At 32.6% G+C, this 19,824-nt stretch carries 21 protein-coding genes; 17 read left to right on the forward strand and 4 right to left on the reverse strand.

The window, feature by feature from the left end:
* Window positions 1-214 precede the first annotated feature (214 nt).
* Window positions 215-1,909 (forward strand): putative transporter, encoded by a 1,695-nt coding sequence (locus ACFQ0S_RS13330; protein WP_379759157.1) that lies wholly within the window; start codon window positions 215-217, stop codon window positions 1,907-1,909.
* A 70-nt stretch (window positions 1,910-1,979) separates the two neighbouring features.
* Here the strand turns inward: ACFQ0S_RS13330 and ACFQ0S_RS13335 are convergent, their stop codons facing one another.
* Window positions 1,980-2,471: a hypothetical protein gene (locus ACFQ0S_RS13335; protein ID WP_379759154.1), complete on the reverse strand. Its 492-nt coding sequence runs from the start codon at window positions 2,469-2,471 to the stop codon at window positions 1,980-1,982.
* Window positions 2,472-2,776: 305 nt separating this feature from the next.
* Here ACFQ0S_RS13335 and ureA point away from each other — a divergent pair, with 305 nt between their 5' ends.
* From ureA to ACFQ0S_RS13400, 13 genes are all read left to right on the forward strand, one after another.
* The gene (gene ureA, locus ACFQ0S_RS13340) at window positions 2,777-3,079 is read left to right on the forward strand and encodes an urease subunit gamma (protein ID WP_151105761.1); all 303 of its coding nucleotides are present in this window, start codon (window positions 2,777-2,779) and stop codon (window positions 3,077-3,079) included.
* Between the two features lie 26 nt (window positions 3,080-3,105).
* The gene (ureB, locus tag ACFQ0S_RS13345; protein WP_379759151.1) at window positions 3,106-3,423 is read left to right on the forward strand and encodes an urease subunit beta; all 318 of its coding nucleotides are present in this window, start codon (window positions 3,106-3,108) and stop codon (window positions 3,421-3,423) included.
* A gap of 5 nt (window positions 3,424-3,428) precedes the next feature.
* Window positions 3,429-5,150, forward strand: coding sequence for an urease subunit alpha (gene ureC / locus ACFQ0S_RS13350; protein WP_379759148.1), 1,722 nt, complete (start codon window positions 3,429-3,431; stop codon window positions 5,148-5,150).
* Window positions 5,151-5,195: 45 nt separating this feature from the next.
* The gene (gene ureE, locus ACFQ0S_RS13355) at window positions 5,196-5,699 is read left to right on the forward strand and encodes an urease accessory protein UreE (RefSeq protein WP_379759145.1); all 504 of its coding nucleotides are present in this window, start codon (window positions 5,196-5,198) and stop codon (window positions 5,697-5,699) included.
* A complete protein-coding gene (locus ACFQ0S_RS13360) occupies window positions 5,692-6,378 on the forward strand; it encodes an urease accessory protein UreF (protein ID WP_379759142.1) in 687 nt (228 codons plus the stop codon). Before ureE ends, ACFQ0S_RS13360 begins: the two co-directional genes overlap by 8 nt.
* A 26-nt stretch (window positions 6,379-6,404) precedes the next feature.
* Window positions 6,405-7,043 (forward strand): urease accessory protein UreG, encoded by a 639-nt coding sequence (ureG, locus tag ACFQ0S_RS13365; protein ID WP_379759140.1) that lies wholly within the window; start codon window positions 6,405-6,407, stop codon window positions 7,041-7,043.
* Window positions 7,040-7,837, forward strand: a complete 798-nt coding sequence (locus tag ACFQ0S_RS13370) for an urease accessory protein UreD (RefSeq protein WP_379759137.1) — start codon at window positions 7,040-7,042, stop codon at window positions 7,835-7,837. Before ureG ends, ACFQ0S_RS13370 begins: the two co-directional genes overlap by 4 nt.
* Window positions 7,827-8,528 carry a hypothetical protein gene (locus ACFQ0S_RS13375; RefSeq protein ID WP_379759134.1) on the forward strand — a complete coding sequence of 234 codons (702 nt, stop codon included), beginning with the start codon at window positions 7,827-7,829 and terminating at the stop codon, window positions 8,526-8,528. Before ACFQ0S_RS13370 ends, ACFQ0S_RS13375 begins: the two co-directional genes overlap by 11 nt.
* Window positions 8,529-8,609: 81 nt before the next feature.
* Entirely contained in the window at window positions 8,610-9,581 is a 972-nt protein-coding gene (locus ACFQ0S_RS13380) for a YeiH family protein (protein WP_379759131.1), read from the forward strand.
* A gap of 144 nt (window positions 9,582-9,725) precedes the next feature.
* The gene (gene panB, locus ACFQ0S_RS13385) at window positions 9,726-10,544 is read left to right on the forward strand and encodes a 3-methyl-2-oxobutanoate hydroxymethyltransferase (RefSeq protein ID WP_379759129.1); all 819 of its coding nucleotides are present in this window, start codon (window positions 9,726-9,728) and stop codon (window positions 10,542-10,544) included.
* Window positions 10,545-10,711: 167 nt separating this feature from the next.
* Window positions 10,712-11,401, forward strand: a complete 690-nt coding sequence (locus ACFQ0S_RS13390) for an RluA family pseudouridine synthase (RefSeq protein ID WP_379759126.1) — start codon at window positions 10,712-10,714, stop codon at window positions 11,399-11,401.
* Window positions 11,402-11,465: 64 nt separating this feature from the next.
* Window positions 11,466-12,812 (forward strand): DUF5723 family protein, encoded by a 1,347-nt coding sequence (locus ACFQ0S_RS13395; RefSeq protein ID WP_379759123.1) that lies wholly within the window; start codon window positions 11,466-11,468, stop codon window positions 12,810-12,812.
* 56 nt (window positions 12,813-12,868) lie between these two features.
* Window positions 12,869-13,645 (forward strand): hypothetical protein, encoded by a 777-nt coding sequence (locus tag ACFQ0S_RS13400; RefSeq protein ID WP_379759120.1) that lies wholly within the window; start codon window positions 12,869-12,871, stop codon window positions 13,643-13,645.
* 262 nt (window positions 13,646-13,907) lie between these two features.
* Here ACFQ0S_RS13400 and ACFQ0S_RS13405 read toward each other — a convergent pair whose 3' ends face one another.
* A complete protein-coding gene (locus ACFQ0S_RS13405; RefSeq protein WP_379759117.1) occupies window positions 13,908-14,951 on the reverse strand; it encodes an RluA family pseudouridine synthase in 1,044 nt (347 codons plus the stop codon).
* Window positions 14,941-15,561 (reverse strand): PASTA domain-containing protein, encoded by a 621-nt coding sequence (locus tag ACFQ0S_RS13410; protein WP_379759114.1) that lies wholly within the window; start codon window positions 15,559-15,561, stop codon window positions 14,941-14,943. The genes ACFQ0S_RS13405 and ACFQ0S_RS13410 overlap by 11 nt, the downstream gene beginning before the upstream one ends.
* A 215-nt stretch (window positions 15,562-15,776) precedes the next feature.
* Between ACFQ0S_RS13410 and ACFQ0S_RS13415 the strand changes: the two genes are divergently transcribed.
* The 3 genes from ACFQ0S_RS13415 to ACFQ0S_RS13425 all read left to right on the forward strand — a co-directional run bounded on the left by ACFQ0S_RS13415 (window position 15,777) and on the right by ACFQ0S_RS13425 (window position 17,928).
* Window positions 15,777-16,751 (forward strand): D-alanine--D-alanine ligase, encoded by a 975-nt coding sequence (locus ACFQ0S_RS13415; RefSeq protein ID WP_379759112.1) that lies wholly within the window; start codon window positions 15,777-15,779, stop codon window positions 16,749-16,751.
* 97 nt (window positions 16,752-16,848) lie between these two features.
* The gene (gene coaD, locus ACFQ0S_RS13420) at window positions 16,849-17,313 is read left to right on the forward strand and encodes a pantetheine-phosphate adenylyltransferase (protein WP_379759109.1); all 465 of its coding nucleotides are present in this window, start codon (window positions 16,849-16,851) and stop codon (window positions 17,311-17,313) included.
* A gap of 48 nt (window positions 17,314-17,361) precedes the next feature.
* Window positions 17,362-17,928, forward strand: coding sequence for a PhnA domain-containing protein (locus ACFQ0S_RS13425; protein WP_379759106.1), 567 nt, complete (start codon window positions 17,362-17,364; stop codon window positions 17,926-17,928).
* Between the two features lie 215 nt (window positions 17,929-18,143).
* Here ACFQ0S_RS13425 and ACFQ0S_RS13430 read toward each other — a convergent pair whose 3' ends face one another.
* Complete coding sequence (locus ACFQ0S_RS13430; protein WP_379759103.1) at window positions 18,144-19,490, reverse strand: DEAD/DEAH box helicase; 1,347 nt, start codon at window positions 19,488-19,490, stop codon at window positions 18,144-18,146.
* Window positions 19,491-19,824: the final 334 nt, after the last annotated feature.

Here is a 19,824-nt window from a genome sequence, read left to right on the forward strand (position 1 = left end):
CAAATTTAAAATTCTAGAGCCGAAAGAAACCTGATTTTTATCATGTAAATCAACTAAAATTAAGAAAACGATTTCGGGAATCATCTTTTATGATAAGATGTATATCTATAAAATATTAGTTTAAATTTACAAAAAAATTAGCTGATTTATATCATATAAAACAGAAAAAAGAATTAGTTCATTTGCATCACTATTAATTAAAAATTATATCATCATGTTTGATTGGTTTAAAACATTGTTTTCTCCTAATAATGCTCCTGATATTACTCAGTCGCTAATTGTATTATTAATCGCTATAAGTGTTGGTTTTTTTGTAGGTAGAATTCGTATTAGAAATGTATCACTTGGCGTTTCGGCAGTCATGTTTGTTGGTTTATTTTTAGGCCATTACGGATATAGAATGGACGATAGTATATTAGTATTTGTTAGGGATTTTGGTTTAATTTTATTTGTATATGGAATTGGAATACAAGTTGGACCGTCTTTCTTTTCATCATTTAAAAAAGACGGATTGTTATTTAATATTCTAGCCATTGGCACGGTACTTCTTGGAGGAATTATTACCTATTTTCTTTATTTCATAGCTAAAATTGATATTGAAAATGCAGTAGGTTTAATGTCTGGATCAGTTACAAATACCCCTGGATTAGGAGCTGCTAAATCGACATTGCAAGAAATTCAAAATAAATTCCCTACCAAAGTATTTAGTGACCCAACTATTGCATATGCTATAACTTACCCACTAGGTGTTTTGGGAATTATTGTTACCATTATTTTTTCTAAATCGGTATTTAAAATCGATTTGATGAAGGAAAGTTTCTCACTTCAATCAAAAAAAAATGACGAAACATCTCTAATCATTCACGAAAAGTGTCGAATTACCAATAATGAATTGATAGGAAAAAGTATTTATCAAATTTTTAAAGAGTTAGGTATTCAAAATATAATTATTTCAAGATTAAAAAATAGTGGATCCAAAGTGGTTTATTCTCCTTCACTAGATTCTAAAATTCATCATAAAGATGTGTTGATGGTGGTTGGAAACCAAAAAGACGTTTCTCATTTTATAAGTCTTGTTGGTAAAGTTTCAACTGATTTATTTATTGAATCTGAAGAAGATGTAGTTTCTAAAAACATATTAGTAACGAAAAAATCGGCTACCCATAAAACCCTAGCCGAACTCGATTTACACAATAAATTTGATTTAAAAGTAACTCGTGTTATTCGTTCAGGATTAGAATTATTAGCTCAACCTTCTTTAGAATTGTATTATGGCGATAAATTATTAATTGTTGGTAATAAAGAAGCCATTTCGGAAGTTGAAAAGATAATAGGAAACTCTGAAAAAAGCCTTTTAGAACCCGATTTTTTATCTTTGTTTGGTGGGTTAATTATTGGAATTATTATTGGTTCCATACCTATTTTTATTCCTTTATTACCAGTTCCTTTAAAACTCGGCTTTGCAGCAGGACCACTTATAACAGCTTTATTTATTAGTAGATATGGCGGGATTGGAGTAATTCATTCCTACATTAATAATGGAGCAGTACATTTTATGAAAGATTTAGGAATCTGCTTATTCTTTGCTGCTGTTGGAATTCATGCTGGTGCTGCATTTTATGAAAACTTTATTAAATTTAACGGTTGGCTTTGGATCTATTATGGTTGTTACATTACATTTATTCCACTGATAATTTTAGTAGTAGTAAGCCGATTGGTGTTTAAACTTAACTTTTATCAATTGGTTGGTATCATGAGTGGTGCTTATACCGATCCTGCAGCATTGGCTTTTAGCACTAAATACTTAGACTCTGATATTCCTAATCAGTCGTATGCAACGGTATATCCTTTAGTGACAATTTCAAGGATATTTATTGCTCAATTACTCATTTTGTTATTTGCTAGTTAGCAATAACACAAAATAAAATCAATAAAAAAATAGGATTTTCTAATGTAGATAATCCTCTTTTTTTGTTTAATTAATCCTTGTCAGCTCCTTGTGTTTCTTGACTACCTATTGGTGAATTAGAGTTAGCTCTGATTTCTGTATGTCGAATTTCGCCTCCAGAAGTTCCAACTTTTTGAGCTAAAAAAACACCCATTAGTGCAAGTAAAAGTGTAATAATTGTAGTGTATTTTAGTAAAGAAATTTTCTTTATTGAAAAATAGATAGAAACTAATGATAATGCTCCCATTGCATATAAAACTAGTGCGAATTTTTCGGCTAATTCTTCGTGTTCATGAATGATCTCTTTGCCTATATTAGGCATATCTTCTACTAGTTCCTCTGCTCCTTCACCTGTTCCCATGCTAAATGCTGCAAAAATCGCCGCAATTATAAATAAGACATAAGCAACCGTTTTCACAGAATTGTTTTTCAAAATCATTCCTACAATTAAAATTCCTAATCCAAAAATCGTCCCGATAATTGGAAAATGGTTTACTACCAAATGTAAATGAGCGTCATTCATGAAAATAAATATAAATTTGTTTAATACTAATTATTCTTTCAAAGTTATTATTTTCTTTTTAATATTCTTCTAGTTTTAGTAATGTTAATGGAATAATAATTTAATTTAAACAAGCAAATTTAAGAATGATGAATATTATTATATTTAAAAAAAATATTTTATTGTAAAAAAAACATTTCAATTTTGTAAATAATACAGTTTTTATACTGTGAAATAAACTATTCGGTAAAAAGCATTCAATAAAAAAAATATTTGTATTCTTTTTATTATTTTTAAACTTTTAAAATAATAAACCTAAAAGATATATGCATCTTTCACCGAGAGAAACCGAAAAATTATTGCTACACTTAGCAGGAGAACTTGCAGAAAAACGAAAAGCAAGAGGTTTAAAATTAAATTATCCCGAAGCCATTGCGTTAATTAGTTCTAGACTACAAGAAGCCATTCGTGATGGAAAATCAGTTGCAGAACTCATGCAATATGGGGCAACTATTTTAACAAAAGATGATGTCATGGAGGGGATTTCCGAAATGATTCACGACATTCAAGTAGAAGGCACGTTTCCTGACGGAACTAAGCTAGTTACTGTTCATGAACCTATTCGATAAATTCCAAATTTTAAAAAAAATTAATTATGATACCAGGAGAATATTTTTTAAAAGAAGGAACTATCGAATGTAATGTCGGTCGGGCAACTACTAAAGTGACAGTTGTAAATACTGGAGATAGACCCGTACAAATTGGTTCTCACTTTCATTTTTTTGAAGTGAATTCCCAAATGCAATTTGATAGGTCAAAAGCATTTGGTATGCGATTAAATATTGCCGCAGCAACAGCAGTTCGATTTGAACCAGGGGAAGAAAAAGAAGTAGAGCTAGTCTCTTTTGGTGGAGAAAAATTAATCTACGGTTTCAATAATTTAGTTAACGGAAGTGTAGCAATTCAAAAGTAAAAAGGATGAGTTTAGAAATTAGCAGATTAAAATATGCCAATATGTATGGCCCAACAACTGGTGATAAGGTTCGCTTGGGTGATACCGAATTGTTTATAGAAATTGAAAAAGATTTTACCGTTTATGGTGATGAAGCTAAATTTGGTGGTGGTAAAACAATTCGTGACGGAATGGCACAATCGGCAAGGGCAACAAGAGCTGAAGGCGTTTTAGATTTTGTTATTACTAGCGTCATGATTATTGACCATTGGGGAGTTGTTAAAGCCGATATTGGAATAAAAAACGGAAAAATAGTTGGTATTGGCAAGGCTGGCAACCCAGATACAATGGATGGAATTACTCCAAATATGATTATTGGAGCATCTACAGAAGTTCATGGCGGCGCTGGTTTGATTGCTACTGCTGGAGGAATCGATACACACATTCATTTTATTTGTCCACAACAAATAGATCATGCGTTATTTAGCGGAATAACAACCATGTTAGGTGGTGGTACTGGTCCTGCCGATGGAACAAATGCTACTACTGTAACCCCAGGAGCATGGAACTTACAACGCATGTTAGAGGCTGCCGACTCCTACCCTATGAATTTAGGTTTTTACGGTAAAGGAAACTGTGCTTCTTTAGACCCTTTAGAAGAGCAAATAGAAGCGGGTGCACTTGGACTTAAAATTCATGAAGATTGGGGAAGTACTTCATCTGTAATTGATGCAGCTTTAACAATTGCTGATAAACATGATGTTCAAATTGCTATTCATACGGACACATTAAATGAAATGGGATTCTTAGAAGACACCATAAAAGCTATAGATGGAAGAGTTATTCATACTTTTCATACTGAAGGCGCTGGTGGCGGTCATGCTCCTGATATTATTAAAGCCGCTATGTATCCCTATGTATTGCCTTCGTCTACCAATCCAACAAGACCTTTTACAGTAAATACGATTGATGAGCATCTAGATATGTTGATGGTTTGCCATCATTTAGATAAAAATGTTCCTGAAGATGTCTCTTTTGCCGATAGTCGCATTCGTCCTGAAACCATTGCTGCTGAGGATATTCTTCATGATATGGGCGTATTTAGTATGATGAGTTCAGATTCTCAAGCTATGGGTAGAGTAGCTGAAGTTATTACTCGAACGTGGCAAACCGCTCATAAAATGAAAGTGCAACGAGGCCCATTAGCTGAAGACCAAGATAATAGCAACGATAATTTTAGAGTAAAAAGATACATTGCAAAATACACTATAAATCCTGCCATTTCTCATGGTATTAGTGAATATGTTGGTTCTCTAGAAGCAGGAAAGCTTGCTGATATTGTGTTGTGGAAACCCTCAATGTTTGGCGCAAAACCTGAAATGATAATTAAAGGAGGAATGATTATCGCCTCTCGAATGGGAGATCCGAATGCCTCTATCCCTACTCCACAACCTGTGATTTATCGTCATATGTTTGGGGCAAGTAACAAGGGTATTTTCAATACGTGTATCACTTTTGTTTCTAAAGTATCTTTAGAAAAAAATATTGTTCAAAGTTATGGTTTACATAAAATAGTTTTACCAGTAAAAAATTGCCGAAACATCTCTAAGAAAGATTTAATTCATAATGATAAAACACCTAAAATTGATGTAAATCCTGAAAACTATCAAGTTAAAGTTGATGGAGAAATAATTACTTGTGAACCCATGAAAGAATTGCCTTTAGCGCAAAGATATTTCTTATTTTAATTTAACTCTATTGGTTTTCTTACATAAAATTTAAAGAATTCTGTAATGCTAATTCAACAAAAAATTGGAAATATTAAGGATTATCCAAACAATACTAAAACTATTGATTGGCTTAAATTACAATGGTTTGAATCCAATAAACGCATCCAAAGAAAACATACCGAATCAGGTCTAGAAATTGCAATTAAATTTTTACAAGAAAATCCAAATTTAAATCAAGGAGACATTTTGTATGAAGATGAGAAATCTATTATCGCCATTGATATCTTACCCTGCGAATGTATTGTTGTTGCACCAAAAAACATGTTCGAAATGGCTAGCGTATGTTATGAAATTGGAAACAAACACTTACCACTTTTTTTTGATAAAGAAGAACTATTAGTACCCAACGAAATGCCATTATACAAACTATTAATCACTCAAGGCTATATTGTGAAACAAGAACAACGCCAATTATTGCAACCTTTAAAAACAACAGTTGCCCCACATGGCAGTACAAATGATTCCCTATTTTCTAAAATAATGAAGCTTACAGCACACCATGAATAATGCTTTACTTTCTTTATTGCACTTAACCGATCCTAATTTACCAATAGGTGGTTTTTCTCATTCAGCGGGTTTAGAAACTTATGTACAACAAGGATTGGTAAAAGATAAATCAAGTGCTTTACAATTCGTAGTAGAAATGCTATCTCAAAATTTGCGTTATACAGATGCTGCTTTTGTTTCGTTAGTTTATGAAGCTACAAAGAAAAATGATTTAGAAGAAATTCTAAGGTTTGACGAGCATTGCACAGCTCTAAAACTCCCCAAAGAAATGAGAGTTGCCAGTAATAAATTGGGCTTGCGATTGATGAAAATATTTCAGCCTTCAAATAAAGATGAACTTGTAAATGACTATGCTTTAGCAATTAAAAACCAAAAAGCTCTTGGGCATTACTGTATTGCTTTTGCAATGTATGCATCTACATTGTCCATTTCGAAAGAAGATACGCTAAGTGGCTTTTATTATAACGCAGCTGTTGGTTTTGTTACCAATGCCGTTAAATTAGTTCCGCTTAGTCAGCAAAGTGGGCAAGAAATTTTATTTGAAATTCAAGATTTGATTGAAGAATTAGTTCAACAAACAGTAACTCCTGATATTGATTTAATTGGAATGTGCTGTTCTGGTTTTGATATCAAAAGTATGCAACACGAAAGATTGTATTCGAGATTGTATATGTCCTAAAAAATTAAACTTTTAAAAAAAATTAAATGAGCGAAAGAAGCTATATAAAAATTGGTGTTGCAGGTCCTGTTGGTTCTGGTAAAACAGCATTAATTGAACGTTTAAGTAGAAAATTGGCTAATGAATATAGCATTGGAGTAATAACCAATGATATTTATACTAAAGAAGATGCTGAGTTTTTAACACAAAACAGCTTGTTGCCAAAAGAACGTATCATTGGCGTAGAAACAGGAGGTTGTCCGCATACTGCGATTCGAGAAGACGCTAGTATGAATTTAGAAGCTGTCGAGGAAATGGCGAATCGTTTTGCCGATATTGAAATTATTTTTATTGAAAGTGGTGGCGATAATTTGTCGGCGACCTTTAGCCCAGATTTAGCCGATGTAACGATATTTGTAATTGATGTTGCTGAAGGTGATAAAATACCTAGAAAAGGTGGTCCAGGTATTACAAGAAGTGATTTATTAGTTATTAATAAAATAGATTTAGCTCCCTATGTCAATGCTGATTTGGGCGTAATGGAGCGCGATGCCAAAAAAATGCGAAACGGAAATCCATTTGTATTCACAAACCTAATGAGTTTGCAAGGCCTTGAAGATGTAATTGGATGGATTAAAAAATATGCTTTACTAGAAGAAGTCGAAGAACCAAAATTATTGCGATGATTGCAAAAATTAATATTCAAACTACACTTCAAAACGGTATTACAAAACTAGGGAATTGTTATTTTTCGCCACCGTTTAAAGTAATGAATATAACCGAAGATAAAAAATCAAACCATCTGAATCTCATGTTAATGAATTCGTCTCCAGGGATTTTAGACAAAGATGAATTTGAAATTAAAATTGAAGTCGTTAAAAATGGTTCACTTCAACTGCATTCACAATCCTATCAGCGATTGTTTACCATGACAAAAGGAGCGGCTCAAGAAATGGAGATTAAATGCAACGCTAATTCGTCATTTACCTACTTGCCTCATCCTTCTGTTCCGCATAAAGATTCCATATTTAGAGCTAAAAACAAAATTTACCTTGGCAATAATTGTAAACTAATTTGGGGAGAAATCATAACTTGCGGAAGAACACTAAAAGACGAGGTTTTTACTTTTTCAAAATACCACAATAGCACAGAAATATTTTTGAATCATAGACTAATCATTAAAGAAAATATTGTCATGCAACCTTCATTCATAAATCCATCAAAAATGGGTCAACTCGAAGGATATACTCATCAAGCCAGTTTAATAATTATTGACGAAACAATAGACACTGATTTTTTTACCAATGTTGTGAATGACTATTTACAACAACAAATTGAAATTAGTTTTGGAGTTTCGACAACTCATACTAATGGAATTATAATTAGAATTTTAGGCTATAAAGGCGAACCTTTATTTAATTATTTGAATCATATTGCTCAATTAACTAAAACCATCAAATCAACAATTTATGCAACATGAGTTTCAAATAGTACTTACCGCTGCCATAACAATTGCTTGTTTGCACACGATTACAGGACCTGATCATTATCTGCCTTTTATTGCTTTATCTAAATCTAGAGGTTGGAGTTTTGGTAAAACACTCTTGTGGACTATTATTTGTGGTTGTGGTCATGTATGGAGTTCGGTTTTATTAGGGCTTGGCGGAGCTGCAATTGGTTGGAATTTATCTAAAATTTCATGGCTTGAAGGAGTTAGAGGTGGAATTGCAGGGTGGTTTATGGTACTTTTTGGGTTACTCTATTGCATTTGGGGCTTGTACCGAACCTACAAAAATAAATCGCACAAGCATTTTGACACCTACGATGATGGAAGTATATATGTTTTTGAGCACAAACACGGCGAAGCAGTTTCGGTTACTGAGAGACACAAAGTTACTCCTTGGGTTATGTTTATCATATTTTTATTAGGCCCTTGCGAACCAATGATTCCAATACTTTTTTTTCCTGCTGCACAACATTCGTGGCAAGGTATGCTATTACTTATTGTTGTATACACTACTTTTACATTAGTAACCATGATTGTTATGGTATTTCTTGGTTACTATAGCATTTCATTATTTAATACCGAAAAATTAGAAAAACACATGCATACTTTAGGAGGCTTAACGGTATTTATTTGTGGAGCTGGAATGGTATTTATGGATTGGTAATTAAAAACAATTACTTAAAGTTAAATATCAATAAAATAACTAAAAATTATTGATAAACAACAAATTAAATTAACAATTAAGATGACAACTCCTGAAGAAAATTCTTCAAAAAAAAGCATTCTAGACAAAAGTATCACTACTCGTGAAGTGATTTTTATGTTTTTTGTTGTATTGTGTTTGTCGCCATTAATCTCAGCTCCTATTGCATTATTAATGGGATTAATCATTGCTCAATTTATTGGTCATCCTTATTTGAATTTAAATCATAAAGCCACTCATATTTTATTGCAAATTTCAGTTGTTGGATTGGGTTTTGGAATGAACATAAACTCGGCAATGAAAGCAGGAAAAGAAGGTATTGTCTTTACGGTACTTTCGATTGTTGGTACTTTAATCATTGGAGTTTTATTAGGTAAAGCACTTAAAATTGAAAAAAAGATTTCCTTCTTAATAGCAACTGGTACAGCTATTTGTGGCGGAAGTGCAATTGCAGCAATCTCACCAGTTATTAAAGCCGATGAAAAACAAATATCAGTTGCTTTAGGCACCATTTTTATTTTGAATTCTGTAGCATTAATAGTATTTCCATTTATTGGACATTATCTAAACTTAACTGAAAATCAATTTGGTTTGTGGTGCGCAATCGCTATTCATGATACCAGTTCAGTAGTTGGAGCCTCAAGCAAATATGGCCCACATGCTTTAGAAGTTGCCACTACAGTTAAATTAGCTCGGGCGTTATGGATAATACCTATTGCTTTTTTATCGACATTTATTTTTAAAAATAAAGGAACCAAAATCAAAATTCCATATTTTATTGGATTATTTGTTCTTGCAATGCTTGCCAATTCTTATTCTCCGTTTGTACAGAATTACAGTCACTATGTTACTGGTTTTGCAAAAGCCACACTCACCTTAACGCTTTTTCTTATAGGATGTGGATTGTCAAGAAAAGTGCTCACTTCAGTAGGTTACAAACCATTATTGCAAGGGGTCGTTTTATGGATTATTATATCTATTTCAACTTTATTGAGTATTTTAACTTTAGTTTAATTTCTTCTATTTGATTCTTCAATTTTTTTAAGCTAAATTGTAATACTAATTTTATTTAAAATTATCATTTACCAATTTAATTTTTGTGGGTGCTACTCAACCAAATACAATTTTACTACTTTTACCGTCTAAAATACAACTATCATGTCAGTATCCAAAAAAGATTACAAACGAATTACTACTAAATCTTTAATTGAAATGAAAGCCAATGGCGAAAAAATTTCAATGCTTACTGCCTACGATTATACGATGGCAAAAATTGTAGACACAGCTGGTGTAGATGTAATTCTTGTTGGAGATTCTGCATCGAATGTTATGGCAGGACATGAAACTACTTTACCTATTACTTTAGATCAAATGATTTATCATGCATCGGGTGTAGTTAGAGCAATATCAAGAGCATTAGTTGTTGTTGATTTGCCTTTTGGAAGTTATCAATCAGACTCTAAAGCTGCTTTGCGCTCCGCAATTCGAATCATGAAAGAAAGTGGTGGTCATGCGGTAAAGCTTGAGGGAGGAAGTGAGATTAAAGATTCTATAAAAAAAATATTAAATGCAGGTATTCCTGTAATGGGACATTTAGGTTTAACTCCACAATCTATTTATAAATTCGGAACTTACACTGTTCGTGCCCAAGAAGATCAAGAAGCTGAAAAATTGATTGAAGATGCAATATTACTCGAAAGTTTAGGCTGTTTTGCGCTAGTTGTTGAGAAAATTCCGGCGGACTTAGCCGAAAAAGTAGCACAAAGTATTTCTATTCCAGTTATTGGAATTGGTGCTGGAGGCGGTGTTGACGGACAAGTACTTGTAATTCACGATATGCTAGGCATGAATAACGAATTTAGCCCTAGATTTCTAAGACGCTATATGAATTTATTCGAAGGTATGACTAAAGCAATTGGTCAATATGTTGCTGACATAAAATCGAGAGATTTTCCAAATGAGAAAGAGCAATATTAGTTTAGAATCTAAGAATAATTAGACTACTTAGACTACTTAGATTTCTAGAATTATTAATAAAAATAAATTATAATCTTTATTTCTATAACTTTTTTAAATTATAAAAATAATATCTAAATTTCGTTCGACATTAAAAGTCTAAAAATCTAAGAATTCTAAAAATCTACATGAAAATCCTTTCCAACAAAAACAACCTCCAAATTCTTCACGAAGACAATCACATTATTATTGTCAATAAACGTGTGGGTGATATTGTGCAAGGAGACAAAACAGGAGACAAACCATTAAGCGAAGTTGTTAAAGAATATATTAAAGATAAGTACGACAAGCCAGGAGAAGTTTTTCTAGGAGTTGTTCATCGTTTAGATCGTCCAACAACAGGAATCGTTCTTTTTGCTAGAACTAGCAAAGCATTAACGCGAATGAATGAACTTTTTAGTAATAGAGAAACGCAAAAAACCTATTGGGCAATTGTAAAAAACAAACCTTCAAAAACTGAAGATAAACTTGTTCATTACTTAAAAAGAAATGAGAAAAACAATACTTCTAAAGCACATTTAAAAGAAGTACCTGAAAGTAAAATTGCCAGTTTAGAGTATAAAATCATCAAAGAATTAAACAATTATTTCGCTTTAGAAATTAATTTACATACGGGTCGCCATCATCAAATTCGTGCGCAACTTCAAGCTATTGGCTGTCCTATAAAAGGCGATTTAAAATATGGTTTTGACCGAAGCAACCCTGACGGCGGGATTCATCTACATGCAAAAAAATTAGTTTTTATTCATCCTGTTACAAAAGAAAACATTGAAATTAATGCCCCTGTACCAAATGATGTAATTTGGAATGCCATATAAATAAAAAAAAATGTATTTTTACATTTAAGATATATTTAACAAGTAACTTGTAAACTCAAAAAAAATGAAAAAATCAATTTTCTTACTTCTTTTACTACAATTCTTTTTCATCTCGGCACAAGACCATTTATCAGGACTAAATACTTCTAAGAGAGTTGGGTTACTTAATGTAAGTAATAACCCAGCCGAACTTTCAAATTTAAGTTCTAAATATGAAGTCAATCTTTTTTCGGTAAGCGCTATTGTGTCTAATAATATAGTTGGTTTTAATGATATTGTTGATGGGGAAAATTTAGAAGATTTATTATTTAAAGGCAATGGGCGTGTTAATTTTAGAGTAGATTCTGAAATTTATGGTCCTGGATTTGCCATGCGCTTAAAAAAATGGTCTTTTGGTTTTAATACCAAAGGATATATTAAAGCATCAGTTGTAGATGTAAACCCTAGCTTAGGAGATGCTATCCTTAATCAAGCTATCCAATCTATTGGAGGGGCTACAACCATAAAAAATGACTATAATCAACGATTAAACGGAACAACTTGGGGAGAAGTTGGGCTTTCTGTGGCTAGAAATTTATATGCTACTGATACAAAAAAATTAAGTGCAGGTGTTACTTTAAAATTACTGTTTCCTGGTTCGTATGCCAATTTTGGGGTGGGTCAGTTTTCTGGAACTATTACTAATAATACTGATAAACAAACTATTACAGATGCTAATGCCAATTTAAATTTTGCCTATTCAGGAAATCTTGCCAACAGTTTTGTAGATTTTAGTGATTATTCACGATCTGTTTTTGGTGGATTAAATGGGGTTGCCGCTGATTTTGGGATAAATTATCAATGGAAAAGTAAAGACAAAGAAGAATATAAACTGAATCTTGGAGCTGCAGTAAAAAACATAGGTAAGATGACTTTTAAATCGGATAATAATTCTTCAATAAATTATGAATTGGATATTACAGGTTCTGAAGTTTTAGATTTAAATAAATTTAATAATATTGAAAGCTTACAAGGAATTGAAGAAATACTTATAAAGGAGGGATTTTTAACCAAAACAGATGGCGGAAATGCCGATTTTAAAGTAAATCTTCCTGCTGTATTTACAGGATATGCAGATGTAAAAGTAATTTCAAAGTTTTATCTTACGCTTTACACCCAACAAAAACTAAATGACAATGGCAAAAACGATCAAATTATTACCCAAAATGTAGTATCGGTTACGCCTAGATTGTCGTTTAAAAATTTCGAACTATTTTCTTCGTGGGCCGACAATGAAATATCAGGAACTACCGGTGGTTTTGGTTTAAGAATTTGTGGTTTTTATTTAGGATCTAGCTCAATACTTACCGCATTATCAAGCGACACTAAGCAAGCCGATTTTTATTTAGGATTTCAATATGGTCTTCGATAAAAATATATCCTAACTGGTAATATAAATTCAAAACAATAATCAAAAACAATTATAAAATGGAAAATGTAAATGAAAAAATAGCTGCTATTCGAGAGCATGGGTACGAAATTGATTTCAGTACAATTTTTAATAAAGCTATCGAAAACTACAAAAAAATTGCTTTAATTGCAGGTCTAGCTTTTATTGTATTTGGAGCAATTATAAGTATCTTTTTTCTTGGGGGTTTTGCTGCTATATGGGGGTTTAGTACCATTACAGAAAACATGTCGCAACTAGACCCAAAAAATTTTTCAGGCACAACTGTACTTATTTATACTCTTAGCATTTCAATTTTTTCGGGCATTTGTGCCCCTTTTTCGGGAGGAATTTTAAAAATGGCTTATAATGCAAGTAAAAATGAAGAGTTTTCATTAGCAACTGCATTTGAGTATTATAAAACAAGCTATTTTAAAGATTTATTTATAGCAACTACTGTCATTTCTATTTTTTCATTAGGCTTAAGCACTGCATTAGAAGCCTCGGGAATTAAATTTATTGGTTCACTATTAAGTTCTATCATTTCATTCTTAACTTTCTTAACCATTCCTCTAATTATTTTTGGAAAACTTCCTGCTTTTGAAGCAATAAAAGGTAGTTTTACTATTGTTTCTAAACATTTTTTTGTTTTATTAGGATTGCTTATTGTTAGTATAATAATGGTTTGCCTTGGTTTAATTGGATTTTGTATTGGTGTTTTCTTTACAATGCCTTTTTTAAATTCTATGTATTTTGTTATTTATAATGAAATTGTTGGAATTGATGAAAAAAGCGAATTAGAAGCATTTTTAGAGTAGATCAAATTAAAAAAAACAGATTTAGATTGTATTCAATAGAATTTGCACTTAAAATCAACAATTATTTATAACTTAATACTCGTCACAAATTATTTTAAGACATCAAAATTTGTAAAAATGAATTACGATTTCTATACTTTTTATTGTATTATTTGGTATACTAATCTATAATTTATTCCATTTAAGTAGATAATCTAATAACCATTTGTAAAAGAAACAATTGAAAAAATAATTGCTAAATGGATAAATGTAGTTTAAAAAATCATTGGTTCTCATCGACCATATTCAATTTTGAATACCCACGCCATTTTTCGATAACCTCTTTCATGTCTTGAGGCAATTCGGTATCAAAACGTAACATCTCCCCTGAAGTTGGATGTATAAATCCTAGGGTTTTGGCATGAAGTGCTTGTCGTGGTAGTATTTTAAAACAATTGTCAATAAATTGCTTGTATTTTGTAAAAGTAGTTCCTTTCAAAATCAAGTCGCCTCCGTAACGGGCATCATTAAATAATGGATGTCCTATATGTTTCATGTGAACCCTAATTTGATGCGTACGCCCCGTTTCTAAAATACAGGAGACCAAAGTAACATAGCCAAAACGTTCTAAAACTTTATAGTGAGTTATAGCAGGCTTTCCTATCTCTGGGTCGGCAAAAACCGCCATTTGCATTCTATCTTTTACATGTCGTGCAATATTGCCTTCTATTGTCCCTTCGTCTTCTTTTACATTACCCCAAACCATAGCAATATATTCTCTTTCAGATGTTTTAGCCTCAAACTGTTTGGCTAAATGTGACATGGCTGCTTCTGTTTTTGCAATTACCAAAAGTCCTGTAGTATCTTTGTCTATTCGATGCACGAGTCCAGGACGTTCACTGCTGTTCATGGGTAAATTCTCAAAATGATAGGCTAAAGCATTTACTAAAGTTCCCGTATAATTGCCATGACCAGGATGAACTACTAAACCTGCTGGCTTATTTATGAGTAGTAAGGATGCATCTTCAAAAACAATATCTAACGGAATATTTTCAGGATCCACTCTGTTTTCAAATGGTGGATGCGATAATAAAATCCGAACCACATCAAAAGGTTTTACCTTATAATTTGATTTAACGGGTATGTCATTTACAAATATATTGCCGGCATTAGCTGCATTCTGTATTTTATTTCGAGTAACATTCGGAATTAAATTCATCAAGAATTTATCTATTCGTAACAATAATTGCCCTTTAGGAACATCAAATCTAAAATGTTCAAACAATTCGTCCTCTACAATTTCCTGAAAATCACTATTATTGTCCATCAACAGGGGTTTCTTCAATTGCTGGAGTAGCAGTACTATCTATCTCAGTGTCATCAAAACCTACATTTCCGTCACCTAAAACCAAATCAATTTTTGATGATTTAAAAACTTTATCGCCAGGTTTTAACTTCTTTCCATTCAAATACATTTCAAGAACCATATCTTTTCCTAAATACGGTTTATAGGTAATTTTTCCTTCTTCCAATCCAATCGATTTAAGTGTTGGAACCGCTTGTCTATAGGTTTTCTCAATCAAATTGGGTATTTGAACGGTCTTGAAACCCGACGAATTAATCTTTATATAAATCTTTCTACCTTCCTTAACCTTAGCCCCTGCAATAGGGTCTTGCTCTACTACACAATGCTTTTTAAAACGTTTATCAAAATCTACGCTATCAAGCAAAACGTATTCTAAACTCAAATCATCTAACTTTTCTTCTACTTCTAGTTCACTCAGATTCTTTAAATTAGGAACCATTATTTCTTCATTATGATCAGTAACATAAGTAAGCCAATGAAAAAATAAATAGCCCAAAAGCAATACAATTGATATTGCTATTAGCATCTGCATAAAAAAAACTTTACTAGTCAGGTAATTGCGTAAACTCATAAAAAAAATATTTGCACAAAGATATAAAAATAGTAAAGGCAATTCATTCCAAAAAAAATGATAATTTTGTGTACAATTTTTAGGAGCTATTTCCTGCTTTACGCTATATCTTTTCCTTTTTTCACTGTTTCGTACCTCACAATAAAAAAAAGAAAAAGGATATCGCTGCAATCAGGGCTATGGTTTTGGTCATCAATTTAAAATTCTGTTATAAAATGAAGAATATTGCTATTATCATGGGAGGCTATTCTAGTGAGTATAAAATTTCACTCATTAGCGGTAATGTCGTCTATCAATTTTTAGATAAAACCAAATACGTTGGTTTCAGAATCCATATTTTTAAAGAAAAATGGGTATTTGTCGATGACAATGAAACCGAATTTCCTATAGATAAAAACGATTTTTCAGTAACCGTAAACGGAACAAAAATTACTTTTGATGCAGTCTTCAACGCCATTCATGGCACACCAGGAGAAGATGGATTAATGCAAGCCTATTTCGAATTGCTTCAAATTCCACAAACCTCTTGCGACTATTATCAATCGGCATTAACGTTCAATAAACGAGATTTACTTTCAGTTTTAAAACCCTACGGAATAAAAACAGCTACTTCATATTACCTCAACAAAGGCGATAGTATCGATACTAAAGAAATAGCAGCAAAAGTAGGAATGCCCTGTTTTGTGAAACCCAATAAATCTGGATCTAGTTTTGGGATATCTAAAGTAAAAACCGAAGCCGAATTGCCTATCGCCATAGCAGTAGCCTACAAAGAAGACAACGAAATCATTATTGAAAGTTTCCTCGACGGAACCGAAGTTTCTGTTGGAGTCATCAATTATCAAGGAAAAATTACCGTTTTGCCTATTACAGAAATCGTTTCCGAAAATGATTTCTTCGATTATGAAGCCAAATATTTAGGAAAATCGCAAGAAATTACTCCAGCCCGAATTTCAGACGAAATGACCGAAAAAGTAAGCGCCATTGCAAAACGTGCTTACGAAGTTTTAAAAATGAAAGGATTCTCAAGAAGTGAATTCATCATTGTCGATGGAGAACCACACATGCTCGAAATGAATACCATTCCAGGATTAACCACTGAGAGTTTAATTCCGCAACAAGCCAAGGCAGCAGGAATTTCTTTAGAAGATTTGTTTACTAATGCTATAGAATTGGCTTTAACTAAATAAAGTATAATTTCGTTAACTTTGTGAAAATAAATAAAAATCAGTATAAATCTGCGTTTGAAAATTCGTTTCATCCGCGTTTCATTTTGATAAAATAATAATGAAAAAAGCAATATTCCCAGGTTCCTTTGACCCCATCACTCTAGGGCATTATGACATTATCAAAAGAAGTATTCCTTTGTTTGATGAAATCATTGTTGCTATTGGTGTTAATGCCGAAAAAAAATACATGTTCTCTTTAGATGACAGAACTCGTTTTATAGAAGAAGCTTTCGCCGATGAACCAAAAGTGAGTGTGGTTACTTATGAAGGTTTAACTATTGATTTGTGCAAAAAACTTAAAGCCGATTTCATCCTTCGTGGACTTCGTAATCCTGCTGATTTTGAATTCGAAAAAGCCATTGCACACACTAACAGACGTTTATCTAAAATTGAAACGGTGTTTTTATTAACGGCTGCAAATACTTCTTATATCAGTTCAAGTATTGTTCGAGATGTTATTAGAAATGGAGGTCAATATGAAATGTTGGTTCCTGATGCTGTTAGAGTAAAAAACAAAAAGTAGAATTTAATATTAATAATACAAATATTAAAAAAATAAAAACCCTCTAAAATGAGTATAGAAAGAGAATTAGACAAACGAAGTGGAGGAAAATGTGAACTTTCTGGACTTACTAACGATTTAAAAGCATATCAAGTTTTACCAAAACGAAAAGGAGGAATTGATGAAACTATTTTAATAAATACAACTTTCATCGACCAAATCGAAAATCCTGAAAAAATGGACACAAACCTTTGGCGATGCCTAAATGATAGCATGTGGAGCGAACATTTGCCTGTGCAGGTTGTTTCATGGCGAATGTTGAGTCGTTTAAGCAATCATGAATTACTAGACCAAATGTATTTAGACGAGGACACTTTAGCTTGGGCACAAGCAACTGGTGAAGGCGAAGCAGATGAAAATAAAATCATTCATCGCGATAGTAACGGAGTCCTTTTAGAACATGGTGATTCAGTCGTTTTAATCAAAGATTTAAAAGTAAAAGGTTCCAGCATGGTTGCCAAGCAAGGCACTGCTGTTCGTAACATTAGACTAGACCACGAAAATGCGGACTACATTGAAGGAAAAGTCGATGGGCAGTTGATTGTGATTATTACACAGTATGTGAAGAAGATATAGTTGGCAGTGGTCAGTGATCAGTTGGCAGTTTTCAGTTTGGAGTAATCAGTAAGCAGATGTTAGCTAGTGGTCAGTAAGGGTGTTCACTATTTCTTATAAATTAAAAATCAGTAGTTTTAATCCTTTTTACAGCTACTGATTTTTTTTACTTTTTAAGTCAACTTCTCATAAAATTGTATGAAGTTGCCTGCTGGTCACTAACCACTGCCTACTCCCTACTCCTCTACTTTCTTAATCACTTTCCGAGCCACTTCAATTTTAAACTTCTTGCCTTTCATTTTTTCGTCTCGAATGTTTTGAAGTAGGTCTTTCACTTTATTGTATTTAACAGCGGCAAACGAAATAAAATCTTTTACTTCAATTAAACCTAAATCGCCTTTTTCTAGTTTTCCTTTTTGAGAAAAGAAACCTACGATATCTATTTTATTCAACTTATTTTTCTTTCCGCCACTAATATATACCGTTTGAAAATCAGGAGGTTTTGGTAATGCATTTGTACTTTCTACTTTTAAAACTTCCATGTTATAATCAATATAGTCTAATTTCTTTTCGCTTTCATGTGCAATGATATAGGCTGTTCCTGAGGCTAACATTCTAGCAGTACGACCGTTTCTATGGGTGAATTCGTCTTCTTTTGATGGCAAATGATAATGAATGACGTGCTTCATTTCTGGAATATCCAATCCTCTGGCTGCTAAATCGGTGGTGACCAAATAACTAACGCTTCCGTTTCTGAACTGAATTAATGCTCGTTCACGTTCGTCTTGATCCATACCGCCATGGTAGTAGGTAGCATAAATTCCTTTTTCGTTCAGGGTATCGCTTATGCGCTCAGCGGCATCACGATGGTTGCAAAATATTAGAGCCGATTGCGATTTTAAAGAACAAATCAGGTGAAACAAGCTTCCTATTTTATCCTTTTCCTTAGAAACGACCATTTTCATCGATAGCGTATTGCTTTCTTGATGTTCTGGAATAAAATCTAAAATGGTAGGATTGACTACTCTTGTATACTTCGGAATTTCAATATCAGAAGTTGCCGATACCAAAACCCGTTTGTTCAGTTTGCTTAATTTCCCGATGATGAATGACATTTGCTCATGAAAACCCAATTGTAAGGATTTATCAAACTCATCTAAAATTAGGGTTTGTATTTTATCTGTTCTAAAAGTTCCTCTATCAATATGGTCAGCGATTCGTCCTGGAGTTCCTATTAAAACGGCTGGTGGATTGCTTAAGTTTTTAATTTCAGTATCAATAGAATGGCCACCGTAACAGACATTTACCTTGTATGCTGTTCCCATCTTTTTCCAAACTTGCTCTATTTGCAAACCTAACTCCCGTGAGGGTACTAAGATTAAACACTGCACCGAAAGGATTTCAGGTTGCAACATTTCAAAAATGGGCAATAAAAAAGCCAATGTTTTCCCTGAGCCTGTTGGTGACAAGAGCAATACATTGTTATCATTTAGAATGGTTTCGTGAGCGGCAACCTGCATGTCATTCAGACTTTTGATGCCTAAATTGAGCAATATGTTATTGGAAGGGGGTTTCTGATTCATTTTGCAAAGGTAGGGAAAAGTGTTCAGTTGGCAGTGTTCAATGTTCAGTGGGTAGTGGGCAGTATAGGGAAAGATTCTTGGTTTTGAGGTTACGGGATTATTACTAGCAAACGTAATAGGGTTTAGTTTTAGGTTGATTGAAATGGTGGTTTACTTGGTTATTTAATACTTATAAGTTACTATATAGTTACTATATAGTAACTATATACTTATTATATACTTACTTTAAAATTCTATTATTTTGACCCGTCCTATGACCCGTCCTAAAATAACTATACAGGTTAATAAATAAATCCTACTATAGTTATACAAATATAATTCTTAATCCTAAAGT

Source organism: Flavobacterium myungsuense (assembly GCF_042677265.1).
Classification (GTDB): domain Bacteria; phylum Bacteroidota; class Bacteroidia; order Flavobacteriales; family Flavobacteriaceae; genus Flavobacterium; species Flavobacterium myungsuense.

Excerpts from the sequence above, each read along its gene's own strand:
- ACFQ0S_RS13330 (WP_379759157.1), top strand. The coding sequence starts at position 215 with ATGTTTGATTGGTTTAAAACATTGTTTTCTCCTAATAATGCTCCTGAT.
- ACFQ0S_RS13335 (WP_379759154.1), bottom strand. The coding sequence starts at position 2,471 with ATGAATGACGCTCATTTACATTTGGTAGTAAACCATTTTCCAATTATC.
- ureA (WP_151105761.1), top strand. The coding sequence starts at position 2,777 with ATGCATCTTTCACCGAGAGAAACCGAAAAATTATTGCTACACTTAGCA.
- ureB (WP_379759151.1), top strand. The coding sequence starts at position 3,106 with ATGATACCAGGAGAATATTTTTTAAAAGAAGGAACTATCGAATGTAAT.
- ureC (WP_379759148.1), top strand. The coding sequence starts at position 3,429 with ATGAGTTTAGAAATTAGCAGATTAAAATATGCCAATATGTATGGCCCA.
- ureE (WP_379759145.1), top strand. The coding sequence starts at position 5,196 with ATGCTAATTCAACAAAAAATTGGAAATATTAAGGATTATCCAAACAAT.
- ACFQ0S_RS13360 (WP_379759142.1), top strand. The coding sequence starts at position 5,692 with ATGAATAATGCTTTACTTTCTTTATTGCACTTAACCGATCCTAATTTA.
- ureG (WP_379759140.1), top strand. The coding sequence starts at position 6,405 with ATGAGCGAAAGAAGCTATATAAAAATTGGTGTTGCAGGTCCTGTTGGT.
- ACFQ0S_RS13370 (WP_379759137.1), top strand. The coding sequence starts at position 7,040 with ATGATTGCAAAAATTAATATTCAAACTACACTTCAAAACGGTATTACA.
- ACFQ0S_RS13375 (WP_379759134.1), top strand. The coding sequence starts at position 7,827 with ATGCAACATGAGTTTCAAATAGTACTTACCGCTGCCATAACAATTGCT.
- ACFQ0S_RS13380 (WP_379759131.1), top strand. The coding sequence starts at position 8,610 with ATGACAACTCCTGAAGAAAATTCTTCAAAAAAAAGCATTCTAGACAAA.
- panB (WP_379759129.1), top strand. The coding sequence starts at position 9,726 with ATGTCAGTATCCAAAAAAGATTACAAACGAATTACTACTAAATCTTTA.
- ACFQ0S_RS13390 (WP_379759126.1), top strand. The coding sequence starts at position 10,712 with ATGAAAATCCTTTCCAACAAAAACAACCTCCAAATTCTTCACGAAGAC.
- ACFQ0S_RS13395 (WP_379759123.1), top strand. The coding sequence starts at position 11,466 with ATGAAAAAATCAATTTTCTTACTTCTTTTACTACAATTCTTTTTCATC.
- ACFQ0S_RS13400 (WP_379759120.1), top strand. The coding sequence starts at position 12,869 with ATGGAAAATGTAAATGAAAAAATAGCTGCTATTCGAGAGCATGGGTAC.
- ACFQ0S_RS13405 (WP_379759117.1), bottom strand. The coding sequence starts at position 14,951 with ATGGACAATAATAGTGATTTTCAGGAAATTGTAGAGGACGAATTGTTT.
- ACFQ0S_RS13410 (WP_379759114.1), bottom strand. The coding sequence starts at position 15,561 with ATGAGTTTACGCAATTACCTGACTAGTAAAGTTTTTTTTATGCAGATG.
- ACFQ0S_RS13415 (WP_379759112.1), top strand. The coding sequence starts at position 15,777 with ATGAAGAATATTGCTATTATCATGGGAGGCTATTCTAGTGAGTATAAA.
- coaD (WP_379759109.1), top strand. The coding sequence starts at position 16,849 with ATGAAAAAAGCAATATTCCCAGGTTCCTTTGACCCCATCACTCTAGGG.
- ACFQ0S_RS13425 (WP_379759106.1), top strand. The coding sequence starts at position 17,362 with ATGAGTATAGAAAGAGAATTAGACAAACGAAGTGGAGGAAAATGTGAA.
- ACFQ0S_RS13430 (WP_379759103.1), bottom strand. The coding sequence starts at position 19,490 with ATGAATCAGAAACCCCCTTCCAATAACATATTGCTCAATTTAGGCATC.